Source organism: Paenibacillus sp. TAB_01 (assembly GCF_043945595.1).
Taxonomy (GTDB): domain Bacteria; phylum Bacillota; class Bacilli; order Paenibacillales; family NBRC-103111; genus Paenibacillus_S.
Window position 1 is genome coordinate 182,286 of sequence record NZ_JBIFNP010000002.1, and the last position, 21,694, is coordinate 203,979.

The 21,694-nt window shown below is 57.4% G+C and carries 19 protein-coding genes and 1 pseudogene; 8 read left to right on the forward strand and 12 right to left on the reverse strand.

Annotated elements, in window-relative coordinates; all coding sequences use genetic code 11:
- Positions 1-155: 155 nt before the first annotated feature.
- The 3 genes and pseudogenes from ACHHV8_RS34140 to ACHHV8_RS34150 all read left to right on the forward strand — a co-directional run bounded on the left by ACHHV8_RS34140 (position 156) and on the right by ACHHV8_RS34150 (position 4,026).
- Entirely contained in the window at positions 156-2,003 is a 1,848-nt protein-coding gene (locus ACHHV8_RS34140; protein WP_395163905.1) for a DEAD/DEAH box helicase, read from the forward strand.
- A gap of 153 nt (positions 2,004-2,156) precedes the next feature.
- Positions 2,157-2,747, forward strand: coding sequence for a guanylate kinase (locus ACHHV8_RS34145; protein WP_395163906.1), 591 nt, complete (start codon positions 2,157-2,159; stop codon positions 2,745-2,747).
- A 96-nt stretch (positions 2,748-2,843) separates the two neighbouring features.
- Positions 2,844-4,026, forward strand: a pseudogene (locus ACHHV8_RS34150) (conserved virulence factor C family protein).
- Between the two features lie 281 nt (positions 4,027-4,307).
- Here the strand turns inward: ACHHV8_RS34150 and ACHHV8_RS34155 are convergent.
- On the reverse strand, positions 4,308-6,443 hold the full coding sequence (locus ACHHV8_RS34155) for a methyl-accepting chemotaxis protein (protein WP_395163907.1): 2,136 nt from the start codon (positions 6,441-6,443) through the stop codon (positions 4,308-4,310).
- Between the two features lie 117 nt (positions 6,444-6,560).
- A complete protein-coding gene (locus tag ACHHV8_RS34160) occupies positions 6,561-7,484 on the reverse strand; it encodes an MBL fold metallo-hydrolase (protein ID WP_395163908.1) in 924 nt (307 codons plus the stop codon).
- A gap of 190 nt (positions 7,485-7,674) precedes the next feature.
- Here ACHHV8_RS34160 and ACHHV8_RS34165 point away from each other — a divergent pair, with 190 nt between their 5' ends.
- Positions 7,675-8,334 (forward strand): thiamine diphosphokinase, encoded by a 660-nt coding sequence (locus ACHHV8_RS34165; protein ID WP_395163909.1) that lies wholly within the window; start codon positions 7,675-7,677, stop codon positions 8,332-8,334.
- A gap of 5 nt (positions 8,335-8,339) precedes the next feature.
- Here ACHHV8_RS34165 and ACHHV8_RS34170 read toward each other — a convergent pair whose 3' ends face one another.
- Positions 8,340-8,912, reverse strand: coding sequence for a DUF554 family protein (locus ACHHV8_RS34170; protein ID WP_395163910.1), 573 nt, complete (start codon positions 8,910-8,912; stop codon positions 8,340-8,342).
- Between the two features lie 13 nt (positions 8,913-8,925).
- On the reverse strand, positions 8,926-9,372 hold the full coding sequence (locus tag ACHHV8_RS34175) for a DUF554 family protein (RefSeq protein WP_395163911.1): 447 nt from the start codon (positions 9,370-9,372) through the stop codon (positions 8,926-8,928).
- A 238-nt stretch (positions 9,373-9,610) separates the two neighbouring features.
- On the opposite strand from ACHHV8_RS34175, the gene ACHHV8_RS34180 reads away from it, so the two are divergent.
- Entirely contained in the window at positions 9,611-9,856 is a 246-nt protein-coding gene (locus ACHHV8_RS34180) for a hypothetical protein (protein WP_395163912.1), read from the forward strand.
- 119 nt (positions 9,857-9,975) lie between these two features.
- Here the strand turns inward: ACHHV8_RS34180 and ACHHV8_RS34185 are convergent, their stop codons facing one another.
- Both ACHHV8_RS34185 and ACHHV8_RS34190 read right to left on the reverse strand, forming a co-directional pair.
- On the reverse strand, positions 9,976-10,209 hold the full coding sequence (locus tag ACHHV8_RS34185; RefSeq protein ID WP_395163913.1) for a GAF domain-containing protein: 234 nt from the start codon (positions 10,207-10,209) through the stop codon (positions 9,976-9,978).
- The gene (locus tag ACHHV8_RS34190; RefSeq protein ID WP_395163914.1) at positions 10,178-10,603 is read right to left on the reverse strand and encodes a GAF domain-containing protein; all 426 of its coding nucleotides are present in this window, start codon (positions 10,601-10,603) and stop codon (positions 10,178-10,180) included. Before ACHHV8_RS34190 ends, ACHHV8_RS34185 begins: the two co-directional genes overlap by 32 nt.
- A 201-nt stretch (positions 10,604-10,804) precedes the next feature.
- Here ACHHV8_RS34190 and ACHHV8_RS34195 point away from each other — a divergent pair, with 201 nt between their 5' ends.
- Positions 10,805-11,293 (forward strand): LysM peptidoglycan-binding domain-containing protein, encoded by a 489-nt coding sequence (locus ACHHV8_RS34195; protein WP_395163915.1) that lies wholly within the window; start codon positions 10,805-10,807, stop codon positions 11,291-11,293.
- 397 nt (positions 11,294-11,690) lie between these two features.
- Here ACHHV8_RS34195 and rnhA read toward each other — a convergent pair whose 3' ends face one another.
- From rnhA to ACHHV8_RS34210, 3 genes are all read right to left on the reverse strand, one after another.
- Positions 11,691-12,374: a ribonuclease H gene (rnhA, locus tag ACHHV8_RS34200; RefSeq protein WP_395163916.1), complete on the reverse strand. Its 684-nt coding sequence runs from the start codon at positions 12,372-12,374 to the stop codon at positions 11,691-11,693.
- A 68-nt stretch (positions 12,375-12,442) separates the two neighbouring features.
- Positions 12,443-14,203, reverse strand: coding sequence for a DNA helicase RecQ (gene recQ / locus ACHHV8_RS34205; RefSeq protein WP_395164303.1), 1,761 nt, complete (start codon positions 14,201-14,203; stop codon positions 12,443-12,445).
- Positions 14,204-14,211: 8 nt separating this feature from the next.
- Positions 14,212-15,087, reverse strand: a complete 876-nt coding sequence (locus tag ACHHV8_RS34210; RefSeq protein ID WP_395163917.1) for a glycosyltransferase family 2 protein — start codon at positions 15,085-15,087, stop codon at positions 14,212-14,214.
- A gap of 299 nt (positions 15,088-15,386) precedes the next feature.
- Between ACHHV8_RS34210 and ACHHV8_RS34215 the strand changes: the two genes are divergently transcribed.
- Positions 15,387-16,199 (forward strand): copper amine oxidase N-terminal domain-containing protein, encoded by an 813-nt coding sequence (locus ACHHV8_RS34215; protein WP_395163918.1) that lies wholly within the window; start codon positions 15,387-15,389, stop codon positions 16,197-16,199.
- Positions 16,200-16,301: 102 nt separating this feature from the next.
- Here ACHHV8_RS34215 and ACHHV8_RS34220 read toward each other — a convergent pair whose 3' ends face one another.
- Positions 16,302-17,258 (reverse strand): EcsC family protein, encoded by a 957-nt coding sequence (locus tag ACHHV8_RS34220; protein ID WP_395163919.1) that lies wholly within the window; start codon positions 17,256-17,258, stop codon positions 16,302-16,304.
- Positions 17,259-17,455: 197 nt separating this feature from the next.
- Between ACHHV8_RS34220 and ACHHV8_RS34225 the strand changes: the two genes are divergently transcribed.
- Positions 17,456-17,758: a hypothetical protein gene (locus tag ACHHV8_RS34225; RefSeq protein WP_395163920.1), complete on the forward strand. Its 303-nt coding sequence runs from the start codon at positions 17,456-17,458 to the stop codon at positions 17,756-17,758.
- Between the two features lie 219 nt (positions 17,759-17,977).
- Here ACHHV8_RS34225 and ACHHV8_RS34230 read toward each other — a convergent pair whose 3' ends face one another.
- Together ACHHV8_RS34230 and ACHHV8_RS34235 are read right to left on the reverse strand one after the other, a co-directional pair.
- Positions 17,978-18,658, reverse strand: a complete 681-nt coding sequence (locus tag ACHHV8_RS34230) for a GNAT family N-acetyltransferase (protein WP_395163921.1) — start codon at positions 18,656-18,658, stop codon at positions 17,978-17,980.
- Positions 18,659-18,996: 338 nt separating this feature from the next.
- Complete coding sequence (locus tag ACHHV8_RS34235) at positions 18,997-21,684, reverse strand: phosphoenolpyruvate synthase (RefSeq protein WP_395163922.1); 2,688 nt, start codon at positions 21,682-21,684, stop codon at positions 18,997-18,999.
- Positions 21,685-21,694 lie beyond the last annotated feature (10 nt).

The window sequence follows — 21,694 nt, forward strand, 5'->3', positions numbered from 1 at the left end:
GTTTCTTTTTCTCCTGCCTTCCTGTAGAATGCAGAAGAGAAGAAATGAGTGCAAAGAGGCGGCGCGCAAGCTGCCTTCATGCCGAAAGAACCGGTCCGATCCTTTAATAAGCTGGCCGATCATGAATGAACCCATAGATAAGGAGACAATCTATAATGAAATCAAAACCATTTGCCGACCTCGGCATCAGCGACTTGCTCGCAGAGGCTTTGCAGCAGCAGGGCTATACGGAGCCTACTCCCATCCAGCAGGAGGCCATCCCTGTCGTGCTGTCCGGACGCGATGTCATCGCCCAAGCTCAGACAGGTACGGGCAAAACGCTGGCATTCGTACTGCCGATTCTCGAAAATATCGATCCGTTGCGTCCTTCCACGCAAGCGCTAATCGTCACGCCGACCCGCGAGCTGGCCATTCAGATTGCCGGTGAAGTGGAAAAATGGGCTCCGCTCAAAGGAGTCCGCGTACTTGCAGCCTACGGCGGCCAGGACGTCGAGCGTCAAATGAAAAAGCTCGAGGGCACCGTACATATGATTATCGCAACGCCCGGAAGGCTGCTGGATCATCTGCGCAGAGGAACCGTGCAGCTGCACAAGCTTTCCACCCTTGTCCTGGATGAAGCCGATCAAATGCTGCATATGGGTTTTCTGAAGGAAGTCGAAGAAATTATTATTCAGACCTCCCCGAAACGACAAACGCTGCTCTTTTCCGCCACCATGCCCGGCCCGATCCGTAATCTGGCGAAAAGCTATATGCGCACGCCGGAAGAAATCAAGGTGAAGTCGAAGCAGGTGACGTTGAAGGAAATCGAGCAAGTAGCGATAAAAACGACCGATCGCGGGAAGCAGGAAGCGCTGATCCGCTTAATTGAAGAATATCGCCCGTATTTGGCGATGATCTTCTGCCGGACGAAGCTGCGCGCAGCGAAGCTGAATGAGGCGCTGCAGGAGTACGGTTTTGCCTCGGATGAGCTGCACGGCGATTTGACGCAGGCCAAACGCGAGCAGGTCATGAAGCGATTCCGCGAGGCTAAAATCCAGCTCCTGGTCGCCACCGACATTGCCGCAAGAGGCTTGGACGTCGAAGGCATCACACATGTATTCAATTACGACATGCCGCTGGACGTGGAAAGCTATATCCACCGGATCGGCCGCACCGGCCGGGCGGGACAAAGAGGCATGGCCGTTACGATGGTGGCGCAGCGGGATCAGGACAAGCTGACGGCCATAGAACGGGGCATTAACGAGCAGCTGCCTCGGCGAACCGTGAAAGCCGACGGCGAGCTGACGGCATCGCCTGTTAGCCGGGACCGCGAGGAACGCGCCGACCTGAGCACCCGCCGGGAAGAAAGCTCCGGCCGCGGCCGGAGGTCGAGCGAAGGACGCGGCGGCAGAGCTGGCGCAGGGCAGCGTCAAGGCGGCCGCGGGCCCAGAGGCGCAGCCGGCGCGGAGCGGGAGACCGTGCGCGGACAGCGGCAGCCAGGCCGTGGGCGCAATGCGGATGCGGACATTGCCGGCGCTTGGCACCGCCGCGCGGAAGAGAGCGAGGAGCTCGCGCGGATCGAGCGTGAGCTAAACGAGGGCGGCAAAAAATCAGGCCGCAACGGCCGCTTCCAGGCCGTTTCCCGGACGAGCAAAGCCGCCTACAGCGCGCAAACGAGCGAGCTTGCTCCGGCTCAAGGCCGCAAGCGCTCGGACGAGCGCAGCGAACCGAGAGCAGGACGCGGCGGGGCCGCTGACCGGCGCCAGGCCGGCGCAGCGAGCCGCGGCGCAGGAGCGCCGAGCGCGGCCCGAGGCGGTCGCGGCCAAGCGGACGCGGGACGCCGCGGCAGAGACGGGCGCAGCCAAGCCGAGGCCGGGCGCAACGGCGGGAGCGGCGCTGTCGGACGTGACCGCCGCAGCAGCGCGGCAGGTCCGGCAGCCGGCAAGCGCGAGCCGATGAATGGCCGCGGCACGAAGCCGCGGGGCGGGCGCGGTCAAACCGGAGGCGGGCGGCGCGGACGCTGACAGGCGCCGCTCGTCCCTCGCTCCGTAACTGGTCCAATAGTGTGAAATAACGTTGAAGTTGAGCCGTGAAAGCCTTTACCTTGCACCGTAAACCATGTAAAATAAGGATACGGTACTTGGCAAGGAACTTCCAAAACCAAGGAGGGGTTTCCATTGTACGAATTGAAAGATCGCGACACTATCTTTATTTTTACCGGACCTAACGGTGCCGGCCGTAAAACAGTTGCGCAAATGTCAGGCGAAACACTTGGGATGAAGCAGGTCATTTCGTACACAACACGGGCACCTCGATCCTCTGAAGTGGATGGACAGGATTACCATTTCGTGTCAAGAGATGAATTTATTGCAGCCGAACGGAATCAAGAGTTTGTCGAGGTCATCGAAATCGATGGAAACCGCTATGGCGTCAAAGGAAAAGACGTGGCGGATATGGTGGAGAAATTCGGCGCCATTTACCTCGTGCTCAACCGGTTCGGTGCCGAAGCCTTGAAGCAGCGCTACGGCCGTAAAGCGGTGCGCATCTTTATTTATGCGGATCTGAAGACCATCGTGAAGCGTGAGGAAGACCGCGGTGATTCTCCCGAACTGATCGAACGGTACACTTCGCATTATGAAGAGGAAATGGCCTACAAGAATCAATGCGAGCATATTTTCGAGAACCTCGATCTGGCCCATACGGTATTCGACCTCACCAAGACGTTAGATGATAACTACTTGCACCGGAACCTGGTAGACAAGGACTAAGCACGAATCAACAGTTGAATATAGAGAGAAAAAGAGACCGCTCCCTTGCCTAACCTGCAAGCCGGTCTTTTTTTCGTAGAGAGGCGAGAGATAACGATGCACATTATTTCGATTGAACCTACCCCCAGTCCGAATTCGATGAAAGTCAATTTAAGCGAACGGCTGCCCGACGGCGTCCGCCACACTTATACGATAGCCGAGCAGCATAGAGCCCCCGGGTTTATCCGGGACCTCCTGGCCGTCAACGGCGTCAAAAGCGTGTACCACGCTGCCGACTTTATCGCCGTCGACCGCCTGTCTAAAGCGCAATGGCAGCCGATTCTGCAGCAAATCCGCGAGCTGCTGAGCAGCGGCGGCGCAGCGCAGACAGCCGCTCCAGGCGGCAGCTGCGGAACGCCTGCGGCCGGTGAAGCAGGCGCCTTCGGCGAAGTGCACGTGCTCCTGCAGCATTTCCGCGGCATTCCGCTGCAGATCCGGGTGCAGAGCGGCACGGAGCAGCAGCGCGCCGCTCTGCCGGAGCGCTTCAGCGAGGCCGCCGTCCGCGCGGCTTCGGCCTCCCCCAATCTGATCAAGGAGCGGTCGCTTGAGGATTGGGGAGTCCGCTACGGCGAGCTGAAGGAGGTGCTCGAAGAGGTGGCGCAGGAACTGGACGCCACCTATGACGACGCCCGGCTGGAGCAGCTCGTGCAGCAGGCGCAGCAGCAGGCGGGCCCTGCCGCCAGCGGCGCTGCAGCGGTTCAGGCGGCGGGCCGTACCGTGCTCACGCCGGAGGAATTGGCGCGCGAGCTGACGGATGCGGACTGGAAGAGGCGCTACGCGGCGCTGCAGCAGGTGAAGCCGTCCCAGGAGACGCTGCCGCTGCTCGTGCAGGCGCTGCGCGACGAGAAGTCGACGATTCGCCGGCTCGCGACCGTATACCTCGGCGACTTGAAGGACGAGGCCGATGTGCTGCCCTACCTGTATCAAGCTTTACAAGACGAATCCGCCTCCGTACGCCGTACGGCAGGGGATACGCTCTCCGATATCGGCGATCCTAGAGCTACCCAAGCCATGGCGAAGGCGCTTAAGGACCCGAACAAGCTGGCTCCGCTGGAGAGCGGCACGCTTTTTATACGAGGCCGGAACCAATGATGCCCTGCCGGCATTGAAGGAATCGTTGACCGAGCCGGAGTTCGAGGTGCTTATGCAAATGCAGATGGCCGTGGAGCGTATGGAGGGAGGCCAAACAGCCGAGGGCTCGGTATGGCAGCAAATGACGCGCCGCTCCCAGCAGCCTTAACGAAAATCAGCTTAAAGCGGATCAAGATGTTAATAGCGACCGCTGCTATCCAGCCTGCATCCATGTTGACGCCCCCTCCCTTATCTTCAATCATATGGCGATAACCAGAACAAACGGTCAAGAAGCTTATGGCACACATTGAAAAGCACCTGCATTCATTCCCCCCGGCTAGGCCAAGCGGAGAAAGAATGCAGGTGCTTCTTTTTGTAATGCAAGCAGCAAAGCTCAAGACGGAAGGCTGTGGCCTAACTAACGATGCGCATGGCCCCCCCTTCTCTTCTTCAAGCCGTGTAATACTTTAACAATTGATGCAGCTTATCGCTGCGTTCACTCAAGGTCTCGGCAGATGCCGCAATTTCCTCCATCGAAGCCAGCTGCTGCTGAGTCGCGGCCGCTACCTCCTGCGCATGAGCCGCCGCATTGCGGGAGATGACAACCGTCTCTTCCATCGAGGCAGTCACCTGCTGCGAGCCTGCGGACATTTGCTCCGAAGCTGCGGATATTTCCTGAATCTGCTCCGCCACCTGCTGAATCGAGCCCAGAATGCGGGCAAAAACTTCCCCGCTCCGTTCAATCGTGTCCGTCCCTTTATCTACTTCCAGCACGCCTACTTCCATTTTTTGTACCGCCTCCTTGCTACGCTCCTGAATCGTCCGGATCAGCTGCAAAATCTGCTTGCCTGAGCCTTCCGATTCCTCTGCGAGCTTTTTCACTTCAGCAGCCACTACTTGAAAGCCCCTTCCATGGACTCCTGCTCTCGCCGCCTCGATTGATGCATTGAGCGCCAGCAGCTGCGTCTGTTTCGTTATCGCATTCATTGCTTCGGCTATCCGGTTGATCTGGCCTGACGCTTCGCCGAGCAGCCGAATCGTTGCTGCGGTCTCTGCCACCTTCTCTTTAATAGAAGACATCTGTTGAATGGCTTTGCCGACAACATCGTTTCCGTGGGTCGCATCCTCTGCCGCTCCAGCGGCGGATTCCGCTACAAAGGCGGACGTCTCGGCAATACGCTGCACGCCTGCCGCCATTTCTTGCATCGCCAGCGACGTTTCTTGAGCCGTCTGCATTTGCAGCTCCGAACCGGAAGCCACCTCTTGAATCGTCTTTGAAATTTGCTCGGAGGATCGGGTTGACTCCAGACTTGCGGACGATAGATGCTCCGATGAGGTATGAACCAGCTCCGCCACCTGCTTGCTCTCCCCGACCACAAGGCGGAAGGAATCCGCCAAAGCATTGAACGCGTGTACCAGCTGGCTCAGCTCATCCTTCGTATCCACCGGTGCGCGGGCGGTCAATTCGCCCTTGGCCAGCAAAGCGGACGTTTGCTGCAAGTTAGCTACGGTGCGCCGTACCGAGAAGTAAAAGCCGATAAAGACATACGCCGCGATAAGGATAAACAGCAGCGTCAGCGCAAGAAGCGTTGCTTGACTCGCTTTCGCTTGATAAATACGCTGCGACAGCCGGCTATCCAGCATTTGAAGCTCGGTATGGTACAGCTTTCCGGAAGCATCGAAGGCTTTGGCCGTCAGATCGTCCAGCTCCGAATTTTTCATAATGAACGAATAGGCGGCGACAATGTTGGAATATAACGAATTATTGAAGAAGGTGGTGCCCTCTATCGCCTGCTTTAAAGCGGGGCTCAGCTCCTGCTCCAGAGCCTTGTTCGATTGGTATGTCATTTGCGTCGAATTATTCAGCTTGTCCATGAAGGTACCGATGTCCCCGGTAGAGAGTATCATCTGCTCCTTCTCGACGGTATTGTTGAAATTCCCTCGCTGCAGCAGCTCTCCGCTCAAGCTCGACGCCTTGCCTATGCTGAACCAGAGGCTCGGCATAATATTGATCGTCGCATCCATTAAATAATAGCTGTCCATCCGGGAATCCAGCGTAAGATTCGATTCATTCTTAATCTCATTGACCAGCTTGGAAATTCCTTTTTCCATCTCGACGTGCTTATCCTCGTTATCCATCGTGCTCTGTACACCGCCGGAGGTCTTCAGCTGATTCCACTGCGCTATCAACGGCTTCAGGGAATCGGATACGTCCAGGCTCTCCGTGTTGGCGGCATTGGTCTGATTCATCCGTTCCAAAACCTGGTCCACCTGCGTCTGCCATTCGCTGGCCTTGTCGGCCGCCGTTTTGTCTCCCCTCAACGATGCCGCTATCGCAAGCCGATGCTTTTCTACCGATACAATCAGCACATCCAGCTCCTGGAGCAGGGCGGTACCGAGCCTCTCCTGTTCGGCAAACCGGATATCCTCATTGAGCTTGCCGATATACTGAACCAGCATAAACGTGATAGGAATAAGGAAGATGATTCCGATCAGCCCGAACTTCAAGGAGTAACGAAGGCGGTTTAACACAATAACAGCCGGTTGGAAAAAATGGCTCCATAGTTTTTGAATACGATGGTCCATAGGAATCATCCTCTACGATAAGATTATGTAACAAAATATGACATAATCTTATTATATAGGCTGAAATCACTAAAAAACAAGGATTATTATGTAAGTTTATGTAGCATTAATAAAAGCTTATTTGAGAGTTTCTCCCAGCTTGGCAATGCGCAGTGCCGTTTCAGGCAGTTTTCTTCGCTCCCACTCGGCCGTTAACCGGTCCAACGCTTCCTTCGGCGTATCGTCCGCCAACCGGAAGGCGCCGTAATGCATAGGGATGAACTGCTCCGCTCCCACATCCAAAAAGGCCTGCACCGCCTCCTCCGGCGTGACGTGCTGTACCGACATAAACCATTCGGGCTCGTAAGCGCCGATGGGTATGAACGCCTGGCGGATTGCATAGCGATCGCCAATCTCCCGAAAGCCGGGAAAGTATCCGCTGTCCCCGGCAAAATATACCGCCTCGCGCCCTTGGCGCCGCGAGGGCTGCAGCACCCAGCCGCCCCAATGGGAGCGGTTCGTGTCCCACAGCGTGCGGCGCGTCCAATGCTGCGCCGGCACAAAGTGCAGCTCCAGCTCGCCGAGCTGCGCCTGCTCCCACCAGCCCAGCTCGGTGACGCGGGCAAAGCCTGCGGATCTCAGCGCTGCGGCAAGCCCTGCAGGCACGAACAGCTGCGCGGATTTAAACCGGTTCAGCGATGCCATATGCATATGGTCATAGTGGCTGTGCGACAACAGCACCGCGTCGATATCCGGCAGCTCGGACATCTGCAGGCCCGGAGCTGCCAGCCTGCGGGCAAAGCCCATCCGCTCGGCCCAAACCGGATCTGTCAGCACGTTCCAGCCGCCCATCTGCAGCAGGAAGGTAGAATGGCCGATCCAGGTGAATGTCGTCTCCGTTCGGTTGCTGCGCAAGTAAGCAATCTGCTTCTCTTCCGATTGGGGCACAACATAGGAAAAGTCATTCACCTTCTTCCTCCGCTCCGCCTGCCATTGACGAAGCTTGCGAAAGTTGTTATCCAGCTGAACGCCATTCATATTTTCATATCGTTTACCCGACATTCCGCACGCCCTCCAAGTTAATGTTTCTATCTTTCCTTTACTATAACGTTTTCAGAGGCATCCTCACAATTAGGCCGGTTGCCGGACTTTTTTATGCTACAATAATCCCGCCGGACCTTATCGAAGCCCTGCAGCTATCCCCTCCCTGGTTAACAGGGATGCATCCATATGTAAAGGAATGAAACCTTGCATGCACAAACGCATTATCATTTTCAGCGGGGGTACCGTCGGGCCTTGGGCCCTCGCGCTGATTCAGCCCGCGGATCTTCTTGTCGGAGCCGACCGCGGAGCGTTATTTCTGGTGGAAAACGGCTTTAAGCCCGACATCGCTCTCGGCGATTTCGATTCGGTCAGCACCGAAGAGCTGGAAGCTATCCGGCGCAGCAGCGCGATTCTCAAAAGCTGTGACCCGATCGATAAAGATTACACGGATACGGAGCTGGCTTTTGCCTGGTCGCTGGAGCAGTCCCCTTCCGAGGTCATCCTCTGCGGAGCTCTGGGCACCCGCTGGGATCATTCGCTGGCCAATATCCACCTGCTGCGGCAAGGTCTGCAGGCCGGCATAAGCTGCCGCATTGTCGATGCCCATAACCAAATCCGGCTTGCCGACCCGGAGCAGCCGCTGACGCTGTCCGCCGAGCCCTACCCGTATGTCTCGCTGCTCCCTCTGACACTGGAGGTGCACGGCATTACACTGGCCGGCTTTCAATATCCGCTAATGGATGCTTCATTGACCATCGGGCAATCCCTTGGCATCAGCAATGTACTGACGGAGCCTGCGGGATCGGTGACGATTAAGGAGGGGCTGCTGCTGGTCATTCAGAGCAGCGATACGCAGATCATAAGATAGGCCCGCTAAGATGCGAAGCCATGCATTATCAGCACCGCCGCAACAGCCGCAAGCAGCGAAGGCAGCAGGTTGGCTACACGAATCTTGCGGATTTCGAGCAAATTGATCCCGATGCCCATAATTAAAATGCCGCCGACCGCAGTAATCTGAACGATAATTTCATCCAGCAGCTCCTGCTGAATAAACGCCGCAATCCCCGAAGCCGCCAAAGCGATCATTCCTTGATACAGAAATACCGGAATCGCTGAGAACAGCACCCCCACGCCCATGGTGGATGCGAATATAATGGCCGTAAACCCGTCCAGCATGGATTTCGTGTATAAAATGTCGTGCTGTCCTCGCAGCCCTCCGTCCAGCGCTCCGAGGATCGCCATGGCGCCAACGCAGTAAATCAGCGTCGTGTTGACAAAGGCAAGCGCAAGCCGTCCCTGCTGAACCTTCGGCGCTTCGCCGCCGTCTGCGTTCCCGCCGGAAGCCGTCGGAGCCGCGTCCGCCGATGCCTTAGACCCGCGATCCGCTCCTGCAGGCGTTTCGGCGAAGCTTTGAATCGTCTCGGACTTTTCCCCCGCTCTGATCACCGATGTCCCGGACTCACTCCCCGCTCCCGCAGTCGTTTCGGCGAAGCTTTCGGCCCCGCTCGGCCCGTTCTCCCGCTCCGTTCAGCAATGCCTCAGCTTCGCTGTCCGTTCCTGCCGCCGATTCGGTGAAGCCTTGGGCCAAGCGCGCATCGCCTTTGCCCCGGCGCCGGCGGAGGCCGGAAAGCAGCTCGACTCCCTGCTCGAGCTTCCCGCCCAGCTGCTCCAGCCGCTTCTCTACCTGTATCAGCTCGCCCAAAATCCCCCCAACCACCAGGCTTGCTACCACCAGCAGAAAGTTGTTCGATTTGAGAGCCATGGACAACCCCAATACCACCAGGGCCATCCCAATTCCCTGCATGACCGTATTTCGGATGCCTTGACTCATCCGGTTGAGCATCAGCCCCAGCAGACCGCCTGCTATAATGGCTGCCGCATTCACGATCGTCCCCCATAATGCCATACGATTCGACAAATCCCTTCTTATTTACATTCGGCTTACCTGTTCCGTACACAAAACCGTTTCCCGTAAAGGAAACAAGCAAGCTCCAGTATACTCCTCTTTCGGGGCGTTTTGAACTGTATAAAGTTGCCGCATTCCCTCATCTCCTTCCTCTCGGCACCAACCGCTTTGCGACATAATCCTGCCGGAACAGGGCATACTAACGAGCGAATTCATATCAAGGAGGTTTATGGCAGCTATGGCAGAAGATAAGAGCATGCAGCCCGTATCCGGCGATGAGGTCGAGACAGACGGCATTTACGAAAACGAATGGGGTCGCGAGGAAACCTTAAAGCGCGGAGACGAGTTTCCCTTTGATCCCGCTATGGGCCAAACCGAGTGGGAGCTGACAAGTCTCGTGCCGGAAAGCCAGGAGCAGGAAATGTACAAAGACACCAAAGGCAACACCAAATCGCGCCTGCACATAGACCGCGGCGACAAATAACCGGGCGAACGGCGTTGCCGGAGCTCCTCCCTCTTCGCCCGCACACAAAAAAGCACCTGACGCGGCCCTAACGGCTGTGCAGGTGCTTATAATTGTTTCAGATAAACATAAGACGTTGGTTATACCGTTTTTTGCAGCCGCTTGTACATCCGCGCATTTTCAATGGCAACGCCCGCGGGCATGGTCATGGCCTCAAGCAGCTTGACATCCTGATCCGTGAAATGCTTGCCTCCCACCTTGTTAAGCACCTGAATCACGCCCAAAATCCGGTTCTGGACTTTTATCGGCACACAGATGAGATTGCGCGTTTGAAAATTCGTCTTATCCGCCACGCGGGAGGAGCCAACGGGCATCCTTCTGCACTTCATCGACCCGCAGCGACCGCCCCTGCTGAGCCACCCAGCCGGCAATCCCTTCTCCCATCCGAAGACGAATATGCCGCACCTGTTCCCCTTTTTCCCCGTTAGCCGCCCGAAAATACAGCTCATTAGTCTCCTCGTCCTTCAAAATAATCGAGGCCGCTTCCGCATCAATCACTTGAGCGGCGGTATGGACCACATTCGTGAGCAGCAGCTCCGGATCGTGCATCATGGAGTTGAGCTTGAGACTCGCATCAAGCAGCTTATTCATATCGCTTAAATCCCTTTGAAGCTGTCTATATTTGTGTACAAGCCTCCAGATAGCCGCAGCTGCCGCAGCGATTGCAGCAAGGACGGCCAGGATGGCGAGCTGGAGTAAATCCTCCATCCACTTCATCTCCTCCTGAGGATGAGCCTACTGGCGATATATCACATTGTAGCACATTTTGTCGGATTTCTGTCTACATTTCAGGGAAGCTTTTTCCTGCAAAAAAACATAATTTTTCCGCTTCTTATGAACCAAATCGGGCGTCAGCCCATACAATGCAGAGTCATCAACAAAACCGAACAAAACTGGAGGAAACTGTAAATGAACCGTGCATTTGGATTTCCCTATGGAGGCTTTGGAGGCTTTGGAGGCTTCGGGCACTCTTGGCCCGCATACCCTTTCTTCCCGCGCCGCCGTTTGTTCCCTTTTTTCTTCCTCTCCCCCTTCTACTTTCCGTTCTTTAGGGGAGAAGACGACAGGGACGGGACTTATTTCACCCATCATACCTGCCAGGAAGGCGATACCTTCGGCACACTCGCCAGCCAATACAATGTGCCTCGGCCCATTCTTGAAGCGATGAATCCCCACATCCAGCAGCCTGAGACGCTGTCGCCGGGTACCACAGCTTACATCCCGCGGCTCGATCAAATGCATTGCCACAAAATGTATGTGGAGCAGGAGGTTCCTTTTACCGGATCCGTTCCTGCATATGGCGGCCAGCAAATGATGCCCTCCTCCTACGGCTATCCTGGGACGTGGACAGTACAGCAGCCGGCTGCACCCTATGGCGGCGGTACGGCAGCCCGCTAGGGAAGCTCAACGAAGCGGAGAGCACAGGGAGCAGGTTACAAGTAAGCCGGAAGTAAAGGTGCCAAGAGTAACGTCAAAAGTCTGCCGCGCCCAAGGCCCTGAAAGAATGACGTCAGGACTGTAAATTCCAACGCGTGCGAATCCCAGGCGCGCGTTACGGCGGTGCCCGGGCGTGCGCTCAACCCCAAGCTGCTTCCTTTCTTTCAGAAGCTCCCGTCTGACCCGTTGATCCGGAGTATGACGTCGCTGCAGATCGTCTCCTGAACCGCAAAAATAAGACTATTCCTTGAATCCGGCCGATTCAAGAAATAGTCTTATTGCATTTCCAGCGCGCGTACCCCTAGTAGGCTGCGGCTTTTAACGGCGAACGCTCGAACCCTTTGACCAGGGACTCCCTTTATTTCCGTCCATAGTCCGCTTTAATCTCGCCCCACGCCTTCGTATCCCATTTGATGATTTTATTGCTGTAGGCGTTATTGTGGAGCCAGGCCAGCGCCCGGTCGACAAGCGTCCAGATCTCTTCGGTCGATGCATCGCGGGGCAGATTGGTTGCCACCGCCTTTTTGCGCACCCAGCTGATAGCCGTTACCGAATCGCTGTAAATCGTTTTACTGCTTCCCTGCTGCTTCAAATAGGCCAAACCGTGAACAATAGCCAAAAACTCGCCCAAATTGTTCGTTCCCTTGGCAATCGGCGGATGCTGAAAAATCACTTCCCCCGTCCGGGTATCGACGCCCTTGTACTCGACGATACCCGGGTTGCCGCGGCTGCCCACGTCAACGGAAATGCTGTCGAGGTCGGCTGCCGCCGGCGCGCCGCTTTTGGACGCGGATCTGGCCGTGCCGGCAGAAGCCCCGCCGCGGCCGGAAGCTGACGACCCCGCACTTGCAGAAGCGCTGTTCGCAAGGGCGAACGAGGCTTTCCAGCCGCGGGAATAGGCGGCCTTAGCTTCGGCCTCGCTCTCGTAGGCCTTGAAACGCGCCTGCGGGTATCCGTTCGTCTGCGCTTGGCATTCGGCCCACGTTTTATAAATGCCGGGGCCTCTACCTTCCCACACGACATAGTACTTCTGCTTCGCCATAAGCCTGCGCCCCTTTATGTTCATGAGACTGTCCGGCCCCTACTGCTCGTCCGTGCCTGGACAGCTCCTTATAAATTTTTGAAAAACTCGATAAAATAAGCGCCATACTTGAAAAACTTCGCTTCCCCGACCCCTTTGATCTTGAGCATGGCCGCAGGATTGGTCGGCTTGATGCCGCACATTTCGCGCAGCGTGCTGTCCGGGAACACGATATACGGAGGAATTCCCTCGCGCTTCGCGATCTCGCTGCGCAGCCTGCGCAGCTCGTCGAACAGCTCGGCCTCCACCTCGCGGACGGCCGGCGCCTGCTTGATGCGCAGCTTCTGAACGACGCGCTCGCCGCCAGATAGCACGGCCTGGGCTTTCGCCTGAAGGCGCAGCACCGGATATTTGCCCTCCGTGATGAACAGATAGCCTTCCGCGACAAGCAGCTGAATCAGATCGACGATTTCCTTCTCCGTCCGGTCCTTCAGCAGGCCGTACGTCGTTAATTCATCGAAGCCCATCTCGATGATCTTCTTGCTGCGCGATCCCTTGAGCACCGCAGCTACCGTCGTCGCGCCGAAGCGCTCCTTCATCCGGCGGACGCAGGAGAAAATCTTTTGCGCCTCCACCGTAATGTCGGTCAGCTGCCTCTCCGTGCTGCAGCTGCTGCAGCGGCCGCAGTCCTCGCCATCGTCGCCGAAGTAGCGTACGATATAACGCTGCAGACACTGCGACGTATGACAGTAATCCGCCATCTGCTGCAGCCGGCGGTATTCCTGCCCCTGGCGCTCGGGGTCCCCGATCGACTGCTCAATCAGAAACTTCTGGATATGAATATCCTGCGGGCTGAACAACAGCATGCATTCGCTCGGCTCGCCATCCCGGCCCGCACGTCCCGCTTCCTGGTAATAGGCTTCCATATTTTTCGGCATATTATAGTGAATGACATACCGGACATTCGACTTGTCGATGCCCATGCCGAACGCATTGCTCGCCACTATGACGCGCACCTCGTCATACAGGAACTGCTCCTGCGCTTCGGCGCGCTCCTTATCGCTCATGCCTGCATGATACTTCCCTACGGGCACCTTCTGCTTGCGCAGCAGCTCGTACAGGTTGTCGACTTCCTTGCGGGTCGCCGCATAGACGATACCGACCTCGTCGCTATGATCCCGGATATATTCGAGCATGACGTCCCGCTTGTTCTCGCCTTTGATGACCGAGAAGGCGAGATTCTCCCTCGCGAAGCCCGTCACATGCACCTTCGGCTCACGCAGCTGCAAGTGCCTGACGATATCCTCGCGCACCTGGTCCGTCGCCGTCGCCGTAAAGGCGGCGACAATCGGCCTGCGCGGAAGCAGCTCGACCAGCCGGCTGATCGCGAGATAGCTCGGGCGGAAGTCGTGCCCCCACTGCGATACGCAGTGCGCCTCGTCGACCGCAACCATCGGCACCTCCAGCTCGCTCAGCAGCTCCACGAAGCGCTCGGATTCGAGCCGCTCCGGCGCTACATAGAGCATCTTGTACTCGCCGCGCCTCGCGTTGCGGATGCGCAGCTCCACTTGAGCATAGCTCAAAGAGCTGTTGATATAGGTCGCGGGAATGCCGATGCTGTCCAGCCCGTCGACCTGATCCTTCATCAGCGAGATCAGCGGCGATACGACAATCGTCGTCCCCTCGAGCAGCATCGCCGGCACCTGGTAGCAGATCGATTTACCTCCGCCGGTCGGCATGATACCTAATGTATCGTGCCCGTCCAGCAAGCTTTGAATCACTTTCTTTTGCCCTTCACGAAACGTTCCGTAGCCATAATATGATTGAAGCAGCGTCTCCGCCTGCTGCATCGTCCCTATCACAACGGTTCACCACTCCTTCCCCTTGCTCCCGCTTCTTCCTCTTCCGCCTTGCCCTTTCCGGCAGACAGCGCATAACGCGATACGATCGGCGCTCCGTCCCACAGCACCTCTGTCGCCGCTTTACGCTGCTGCACCTCCGGCTCCTCCAATAAAACAAAAAAGTTTTTGGTCGGCAGCTCCCCGAGCCCGTGCTTGGCGGACAGCCTGTCCAAATAAGGACGCATATCCTCATGGCTTCCGGACATGTTGTCCCCCTGCTCGGAAAAAGCGTACAGCGCGCTGGCCACCGGCACCCTTTTGACCCGGTAATGCTCCGCCGCCCGCAGGTAGAAATCCCAATCCCAGTAATGGTGCATATCCGCATCGAACCGGATGAGCTTCTCCAAAATTTCCTTACGGAACAGACAGCCTGAAGCGACGAACGTGGAAAACCGCCGCATCGCCGCCAGATCGCTGTCATAAGCGAACACGAACCGCTTCGTTGCCCGGCGCGTCGCCCCTTCCAGCACATAGTCGAATATTTCCACATCCGAATAGACGAGGTCTGCGTCGGCAATCGCCCGCATCATAGTTTCCACATGCGTCGGCAGCAGCAGGTCGTCGTCATCGCACAGCATAATATAATCATCCTGCACAAGCTCAAGACCGCGGTTGCGGGCATGAACATGCTTCAGGTTCGTTTCCAGATCGACCAGCGTTATATCGAGCTCCGGATAGTCCTCCGAAATGAAATTCAGCGGCAGCCCCGCATCGTTCACGAGAATAATATGAAGACGGCGGTAGGTCTGCCTGTTCAGCGATTCTATCAATTCGCTCACCATCGCATGCCGGTTAAACGTAGGAATAATGACCGATACCCACGGTTGTTCCATATTTGTTCCTCCTCCGCCCTTGGCTCCTGCCAGAAAAGCCGCTAATGACAAGATACCAAAAAAACAGATAAAGGGAAACCGATCTTTTGGCTCACCTTCCCTTTGCCTCCCGAAAAAGGCCGTTCCATAATTTAACTTTTAGTATGTTCATACAATCCTCTATAATAGGATGACAACGTTTTGCCCTAGTATTTCGTATAATACATAGAGGGACGTTTCGTTCTTCTTGCGAAATAGGTTCAAGGTTGTTGGATTGCGACACGATACGTGTATAAGACTCACCTGGGAGGAAATTCATCATGAGACGGTTATGGAAACAAAGGGTTGCCCCTATCGCTCTGTCGGTCTGCATGATGCTGTCGTGGGCAGTTCCGGCGTCAGCCGATGCCGAGGACGCTTCAGCCGCGGAGCAGGTGCAAATCTATATGGGCCAGCAAAAAACAGACTGGGAGCAGCCTCCTTATATCGATAACGGCAATACGATGGTCCCGATGCGCGCCTTATTTGAAAAGCTTGGCTTTGCCGTAACATGGGATAATGCCGAGCGGAAGGCGATTGCCAGCAAGGGCGACTTGAGCATATCGCTGCCGATCGGCAGCGGGACGGCTTCAGTCAACCAGATCCAGTATTATCTCGATGCGGCACCCGTGATCCGGGAGGGCAGCACCTACATGCCGCTGCGCTTTGTCAGCGAAGCGGCCGGCGCCGAGGTGCTGTGGGACAGCGCGACCCACACGGTGACGGTGCAGCCGATCGAGGACGCGCAGCAGAGCATTCGTCATCTGATTGACCACGTCACGCAAAGCAGCAGCTTTCTGCAAAGAGCCGTGGCCATCACCGGGGGCGACGGGATCAAACGAAACGAGACCGAGGTGCTGACCCTTCAAATGAATGGCCAGGGCAGCTCCGCCGAGGTGACCTTCGAGGTCGGCTTTACCGTCTCCACTGCGGTCAAGAGCGACCATGGCGTCACCATTTCCCCGTCCGAGTCGGTCGTTTACGAATTTAAGGGCGAAGTGTACAAGGACAGCGCAGGACAATGGCTGCTCCGGACCGGTATCGATTCCCTGCCTTATGTACTGCAGGAGAAGAAGCCTTTTATGGATTCCTAGAGGACATTCATCCAGCCGCAAAGACCGCCAAAGCCGTGCGTCAGCCTTCCAGGCTCCGCACGGCTTTTTGTGCGGTTTCTTTTTGCCGGTTCACGATGCTGACTATTTCGCTTTCAGGCTCGCTTTCGCCGACTCGATCGCCCGGACGACAGGCTCCTCTCCATACCGGTCATACAGATGAAGCCTGCGGAAATAATCTTTGGCATTCGTATGATTCATTTGCTGAAATGCCACATTCAGTCCTCCGTTCAGCACCGCTCCGGCAATCGGGATCAGCAGGCCCAGCTCCTTTTCCGTCACGATAATGCCCAACCGTTCGGCGACAAAACGTACCAGACGGATCAGCTGAGGGGAAGCGCCATCCTTGACAAGCCCTTTGGCCAGCTCCCCCGTATGCCTGGAAGCGAATTTGACCGATTCGCGGATTTCGCTGATAGCTGCGGCCTTTGTGACCATAAACCCTTCATCGGAAGCGTCCGAGGTAGGAGCCATCGCCGCCAAAATATGCGGAAGGTGAGCCGGGTTGCTCGACGGATAGCCGTACGAGGCGGCAATCTGGCAAATATGTCTGGACATCATCGTCATCGATGCCGCCACATCGGCAATGACGACGGACGGAATAGCGATCTGAGCGAACGGAACCGCTTCGAGCAGGGTCGTCGCCGCTCCCATCACGGCTCCCTCCGTCGCTACGATAAAGGCGTTGCTGACGTCGAAGGCATCGGCCACTTTGTCCTTTTGCAGCAAGGGAAGTCCGCGGACAGACTCAAGCTCGCCGGTGTCGAGCTGCCATTTTTTCTTATACTCCTTGCGGATGCCTTCCGCATTCGTAAGCGTATTGGCCGCCTGAATCGTCTTTATCAACGACTTCTCGATGGTCGCGTCGATCGACCGGATCGCTTTTTGCACATACCGGTTTTCGGAGCGGTGGGCGATATCGAGCACTTTGGACACCGGCTTTCCCGCCAGCTCCAGCGCCGTTTTCACCGGGCTCGGCTTCACTTCATTACGGGCAATTTCTTCAATAACCTGTTCCTCATACTCCTCGAACGCAGACATAGCCGAATCCCCTTTCCCAATCCCTCTTCTACTTTATATTATACCCCGCTTCGCGATAGCTGCACGATCCATCCGGTGATTCGCGGGTGATTGGCTGCTTGTCCAACCGGGTAAGTAGAACCATGCCGGCCGCTTCTTTCTTGGAGCTTCACCGTAAAACCTGCCGGCAAATTTACAGCAGGAAGGGTGCCATTCTTATGAAAACTGCAACGGACTTATTTCAAACCAGCGACATCGTATCGGAAACCGGCGATTATATTTGCAAGGCCGGCGTATCGAAAAAGCTGCAAAAGGGATACCCCTTTCCCGATTGTCCGGTAACGAATGAACCGACCACCTGGAGACATGCCGATCATGTACACCGCTCGGGCGACCGGGTCACGGAGGCTGGCTCCTATACGGATGCAGACGGCCAAACGCTTGAGTTAAATCCTGGGGACACGTTTCCGAACTGCCCTAAATCAGGACAGCCGACGACCTGGAAGCATGCTAAAGCTTAATAATGTAAAATCTTAATAGCGTTAATTTAGCTATCTCTTTACAGTTCATACAGACGGATATACGAACACCGGCGGGGCATGGAGCGGAGAGACACATTCGTTCGGAGAGGAATACAGCCTAGCCGCCGTCAAACTGTTCAAGAGATAGCCATGGGTTGAAAAAAAGACACCGGGATACAGGAAGCCTCTTCCTTGTTCCGGTGTCTTTATGCGTATTTCTTACAGCGGCAGCAATCCGATCCGATCCCGCTGCTTCAGCTGTTCTACCATGGCGTACCAAGCCTGCGGCTTGTTCGGCAGGATGGCATAGTACGTTTCCAAAAAGGATGAAACCAGCGAAGCCGGTATGCTGGCCAGCTCCTCGACATCCACACCGAAAGACATGAAGCCCAAATCCAGCTCCTGTACGGCCGCCCCGTCCTGCTGCCACGAAGGATGAACGTAGCTGAGATCCAGCTTCCGGTATCCCAGGTGGGCCAGCACTTCGCGACGAACGAAAGGGTCCATCGGCTTCACGCCGCCGAAGCTGTGATCCTGAGCCAGGTATGGATTGTAGATCTCCGCAAACATCCCTTGCAGCCGGCCGCCGCTTTGCTGAACAAGCGACAGCAAATCCTGCGTACGCTGCTTCACCAGGAACGGTCCGATACCCAGACCCTCGCGGCCGATAATCGTGAAATCGGTCATCGCTACCTGCATATCGTCGTAATAGCGGTACTCTGTAGCCCCCACAACAATGCCTTCATGAACCGCGACAAATACCCGGATGCCCGGGTCAGTGCAGCGGCCCGCCCATGCCTCGAAGGCGAGCACTTCCTCGGGCGGGAATACGGTCTGCATCAGCCCATGCATTTGCTTGAAATACGGATCGGAAATATGAGTAATCCGATGATAATCCATGTCTTACGCTCCACTCCTCTCACAACTATACGGCTAGTATATCAAGGAGAGGAGCCGTTTTCCAGAAGAGGCGTCCTGTCTTGGCGGCATCTTTCGGCCGCATCGGTCGGCCTCGCCGTCTGCAAGCTTGAAGTTCGACTGGGCCGCCGCCGGTTATGGAGCAGGGACGGTCGAGAGGCCCCCTACACAAGGTCTCGCATGGATGCGCCGCAGCTGCAGCCCGACGCCGGCCTATGCTTGAGTCGTGAAATCAGCAGCCAAAGGAGGGGCACAGGTGTCGGCCCTTTCGTTAAAGGCCAAGTCCGGCGCGAATCCGTTCCTGCCTCGCGCCTACCTCCTCAGCTTCGGCGCTCCTCTTCGCTGCGCTTCAGCACCAGCACGTAGCCGCGCGTACCGTCCAGGCGGATCGTATCGCCGTCCTGAATCCGCTGCGTCGCCCCGTCGATGCCGACGACGGCGGGCAGTCCGTATTCCCGCGCGACGACCGCGCCGTGGGTCATCAGCCCGCCGACCTCCATCACCAGGCCGACGGCCGAATGAAACAGCGGCGTCCAGCCGGGGTCCGTGAACGGGGCGATCATAATCTCGCCCTTGTTCAGCTTCGCCTCCTCCGGCCGCATCACGACGCGGGCTACGCCTTCGACCACGCCCGCCGATACCGGCGTGCCGAGCAGCGCGCCCTCCGGCGCCTCCTGCCGCCTGCGGCGGCCGGTCAAGAGCTCGCCCTCGCTCGTCATCAGCCGCGGCGGCGTCAGCGAACGGAAGCGGTCGTACTCGCGCTTCCTCGCCTCCAGCATGGACGCGAGGCCGTCCGTGCGCCCTTCCTGCAGGAGACGCTTCAGCTCCTCCAGCGTCAAATAAAACACATCGTCTGCGGCTCCCAGCACACCGGCTTCGGCCAGTTTGCGGCCTTCCTCCTGCAAGATGAGCCGAATGCGGCCGAACCGCCGGATCAAGCCGTACTTCGGATGCTCCCGAAGGCCCATCAGCCCCCGGAACACCCGCAGCAGCCTCCGCATGAGCCTTACCTTCAGCCAGCCGAACGGCTGGCGGCGCAGCTTATCTAATAGCTCCAAACCGGCCGCCTCCGCTTCCCTGGCGCCCTGCTCGAATTTGAGCCGGTGCTCCCCCGGCTCCAATGTCCGCATATGGCTGTCGATGGACGGCAGCAGCGTACTTGCATCCTCGTACCAGCGCGGCCGCGTAATGTCGATCTCGCCCGGACAGCGCATGCCGTAGCGCTCCATAAAGCGGTCCCACAGCGTGCCGAAGATATCCCCGCCTTCGACCGTCCTAAGCTTCTCGCGGAAACGCAGGCCGTCCCCTTCGCGTATCAGCGCAGCCACCTGCGGGTAGGGTCTCGCGGCATCCGCCAAATCTCCAATCTGCAGCCCCATCTCGCTGGTCACATTGCCAGGCAGCGATTTGATCAGCACCGCCATCCTATCGGAGCCGGGCAGCCATCGGGCGATCAATGCGGCGGTAAGCTTGGAGGCGACAACGCCCGACAAAGGATAAGCCATCATCTGCTGAAATAAAATGCGCAGCGTCTCTCCCGCCAGCTCCTGTACCCGCTCGATCCGCGCGGCTCCCGATAAACCGGACAAGCGATCGGCGCCCTTTTGCTCAAAACTCTTCATCCGCGCGGATATTTCCGCGCCGCTCTTGGAGGGCGAGGCGATCAGCAGGTTGCGAAGCAGCCGGACGACGATCGGACGGGCAAAGCCTATAACGCTGCGGCCCAATCCCGGCTCCTTGGGCAGCCGGCTGATCACCTCTTCGCGCTGCACGAATTCCTCGACACCGGCGGCCATGGCCTCGTCTACGTTGCCCAATATTTTAGGGAGCCCCCTGCGCGCCGGCTTCAACGTCAGCAGCTTGGTGATATCGATAAACATCCTGCCGCCTGCCGTATAGGTGAAGCTGCTTTCGGCCGTGAGGCTCTTCTTGCCGAAAGGGAAAATGGTACGCAATACTGACAAGCCCATCGGCTTGACGGCATCCGTCATCATCTGCTGATGACCGAACGACATGAGCAGGTGCGGCGGCTCGCCCGCCGCCGCGGCGATCGCCGGGAGCGGATAGAGCGAGGTGATCGGACGGCTCTGCACAAGGAACAAGCGCCCGTCCGCCACACACCATTCGATATCCTGATCCGTGCCGTAATGCCGTTTCACCCGCTCGCCTAAGGCAGCCAGCTCCATAATGACGGCATCGTCCAGCGCCTGATGCTCCTGCACCGCTTCGGCCAGCTCGCGGGTTTCCGTTCCGCCCTCGGGCAGCGCAAAGATAGCCAGCTTTTTCTTCGCCACCTGCTTCGATACAATGGAGCCTCCTCGCACCCGGTACAGATCCGCGGATACCAGCCCGGACACCAGCGCCTCGCCAAGCCCGAAGCTGGCGTCGATGGAGATCGTGCCCCGGTGCCCGCTGACCGGATCGGCTGTAAACATAATTCCCGACACATCCGGGAATACCATCTGCTGGACGACAACGGACAGCAGCACCGAACGGTGGTCAAAGCCGTTTTTTGCCCGGTACGAAATCGCCCGGTTCGTAAAAAGCGACGCCCAGCAGCGCCGGACGGCCTGAAGCAGCGCTTCCTCTCCCCGCACGTTCAGGTACGTGTCCTGCTGTCCCGCAAACGAGGCCGAAGGCAGATCCTCCGCCGTTGCGCTGGAGCGCACCGCATAGGCGCGCTCCGCTTCTGCGCGGCTCCATGCGCCGGTTATCGCCGAGCGGATGGGCGCCGGGATGGGCACCGAGGTCAAGTGCTCCCGAATATGCCGTCCCAGCTCGGCAATCTGCTCCAGCTGATCGGCCTCCAGCTCATCCAGCCGGTCAAAAAAGCGCTCCATCTCCCCGCTGCCGGCAATAAAATCCCGGTAAGCCGCTGTCGTCACGCAGAATCCCGGCGGCACAGGAAAGCCCGCACGGGTCATTTCTCCCAGGTTAGCGCCTTTGCCGCCGACCAGCGGCAGGCTGGCTTTATCCAGCCGTTCGAAATCGAGAACATAGACGTCCATTACGCAGCAC

What these genes read in the sequence shown, in the direction of transcription:
- ACHHV8_RS34140 (WP_395163905.1), top strand. Translation starts at nt 156, where the DNA reads ATGAAATCAAAACCATTTGCCGACCTCGGCATCAGCGACTTGCTCGCA.
- ACHHV8_RS34155 (WP_395163907.1), bottom strand. Translation starts at nt 6,443, where the DNA reads ATGGACCATCGTATTCAAAAACTATGGAGCCATTTTTTCCAACCGGCT.
- ACHHV8_RS34160 (WP_395163908.1), bottom strand. Translation starts at nt 7,484, where the DNA reads ATGTCGGGTAAACGATATGAAAATATGAATGGCGTTCAGCTGGATAAC.
- ACHHV8_RS34165 (WP_395163909.1), top strand. Translation starts at nt 7,675, where the DNA reads ATGCACAAACGCATTATCATTTTCAGCGGGGGTACCGTCGGGCCTTGG.
- ACHHV8_RS34175 (WP_395163911.1), bottom strand. Translation starts at nt 9,372, where the DNA reads ATGGCATTATGGGGGACGATCGTGAATGCGGCAGCCATTATAGCAGGC.
- ACHHV8_RS34180 (WP_395163912.1), top strand. Translation starts at nt 9,611, where the DNA reads ATGGCAGAAGATAAGAGCATGCAGCCCGTATCCGGCGATGAGGTCGAG.
- ACHHV8_RS34185 (WP_395163913.1), bottom strand. Translation starts at nt 10,209, where the DNA reads ATGCCCGTTGGCTCCTCCCGCGTGGCGGATAAGACGAATTTTCAAACG.
- ACHHV8_RS34190 (WP_395163914.1), bottom strand. Translation starts at nt 10,603, where the DNA reads ATGGAGGATTTACTCCAGCTCGCCATCCTGGCCGTCCTTGCTGCAATC.
- ACHHV8_RS34195 (WP_395163915.1), top strand. Translation starts at nt 10,805, where the DNA reads ATGAACCGTGCATTTGGATTTCCCTATGGAGGCTTTGGAGGCTTTGGA.
- rnhA (WP_395163916.1), bottom strand. Translation starts at nt 12,374, where the DNA reads ATGGCGAAGCAGAAGTACTATGTCGTGTGGGAAGGTAGAGGCCCCGGC.
- recQ (WP_395164303.1), bottom strand. Translation starts at nt 14,203, where the DNA reads ATGCAGCAGGCGGAGACGCTGCTTCAATCATATTATGGCTACGGAACG.
- ACHHV8_RS34210 (WP_395163917.1), bottom strand. Translation starts at nt 15,087, where the DNA reads ATGGAACAACCGTGGGTATCGGTCATTATTCCTACGTTTAACCGGCAT.
- ACHHV8_RS34215 (WP_395163918.1), top strand. Translation starts at nt 15,387, where the DNA reads ATGAGACGGTTATGGAAACAAAGGGTTGCCCCTATCGCTCTGTCGGTC.
- ACHHV8_RS34220 (WP_395163919.1), bottom strand. Translation starts at nt 17,258, where the DNA reads ATGTCTGCGTTCGAGGAGTATGAGGAACAGGTTATTGAAGAAATTGCC.
- ACHHV8_RS34225 (WP_395163920.1), top strand. Translation starts at nt 17,456, where the DNA reads ATGAAAACTGCAACGGACTTATTTCAAACCAGCGACATCGTATCGGAA.
- ACHHV8_RS34230 (WP_395163921.1), bottom strand. Translation starts at nt 18,658, where the DNA reads ATGGATTATCATCGGATTACTCATATTTCCGATCCGTATTTCAAGCAA.
- ACHHV8_RS34235 (WP_395163922.1), bottom strand. Translation starts at nt 21,684, where the DNA reads ATGGACGTCTATGTTCTCGATTTCGAACGGCTGGATAAAGCCAGCCTG.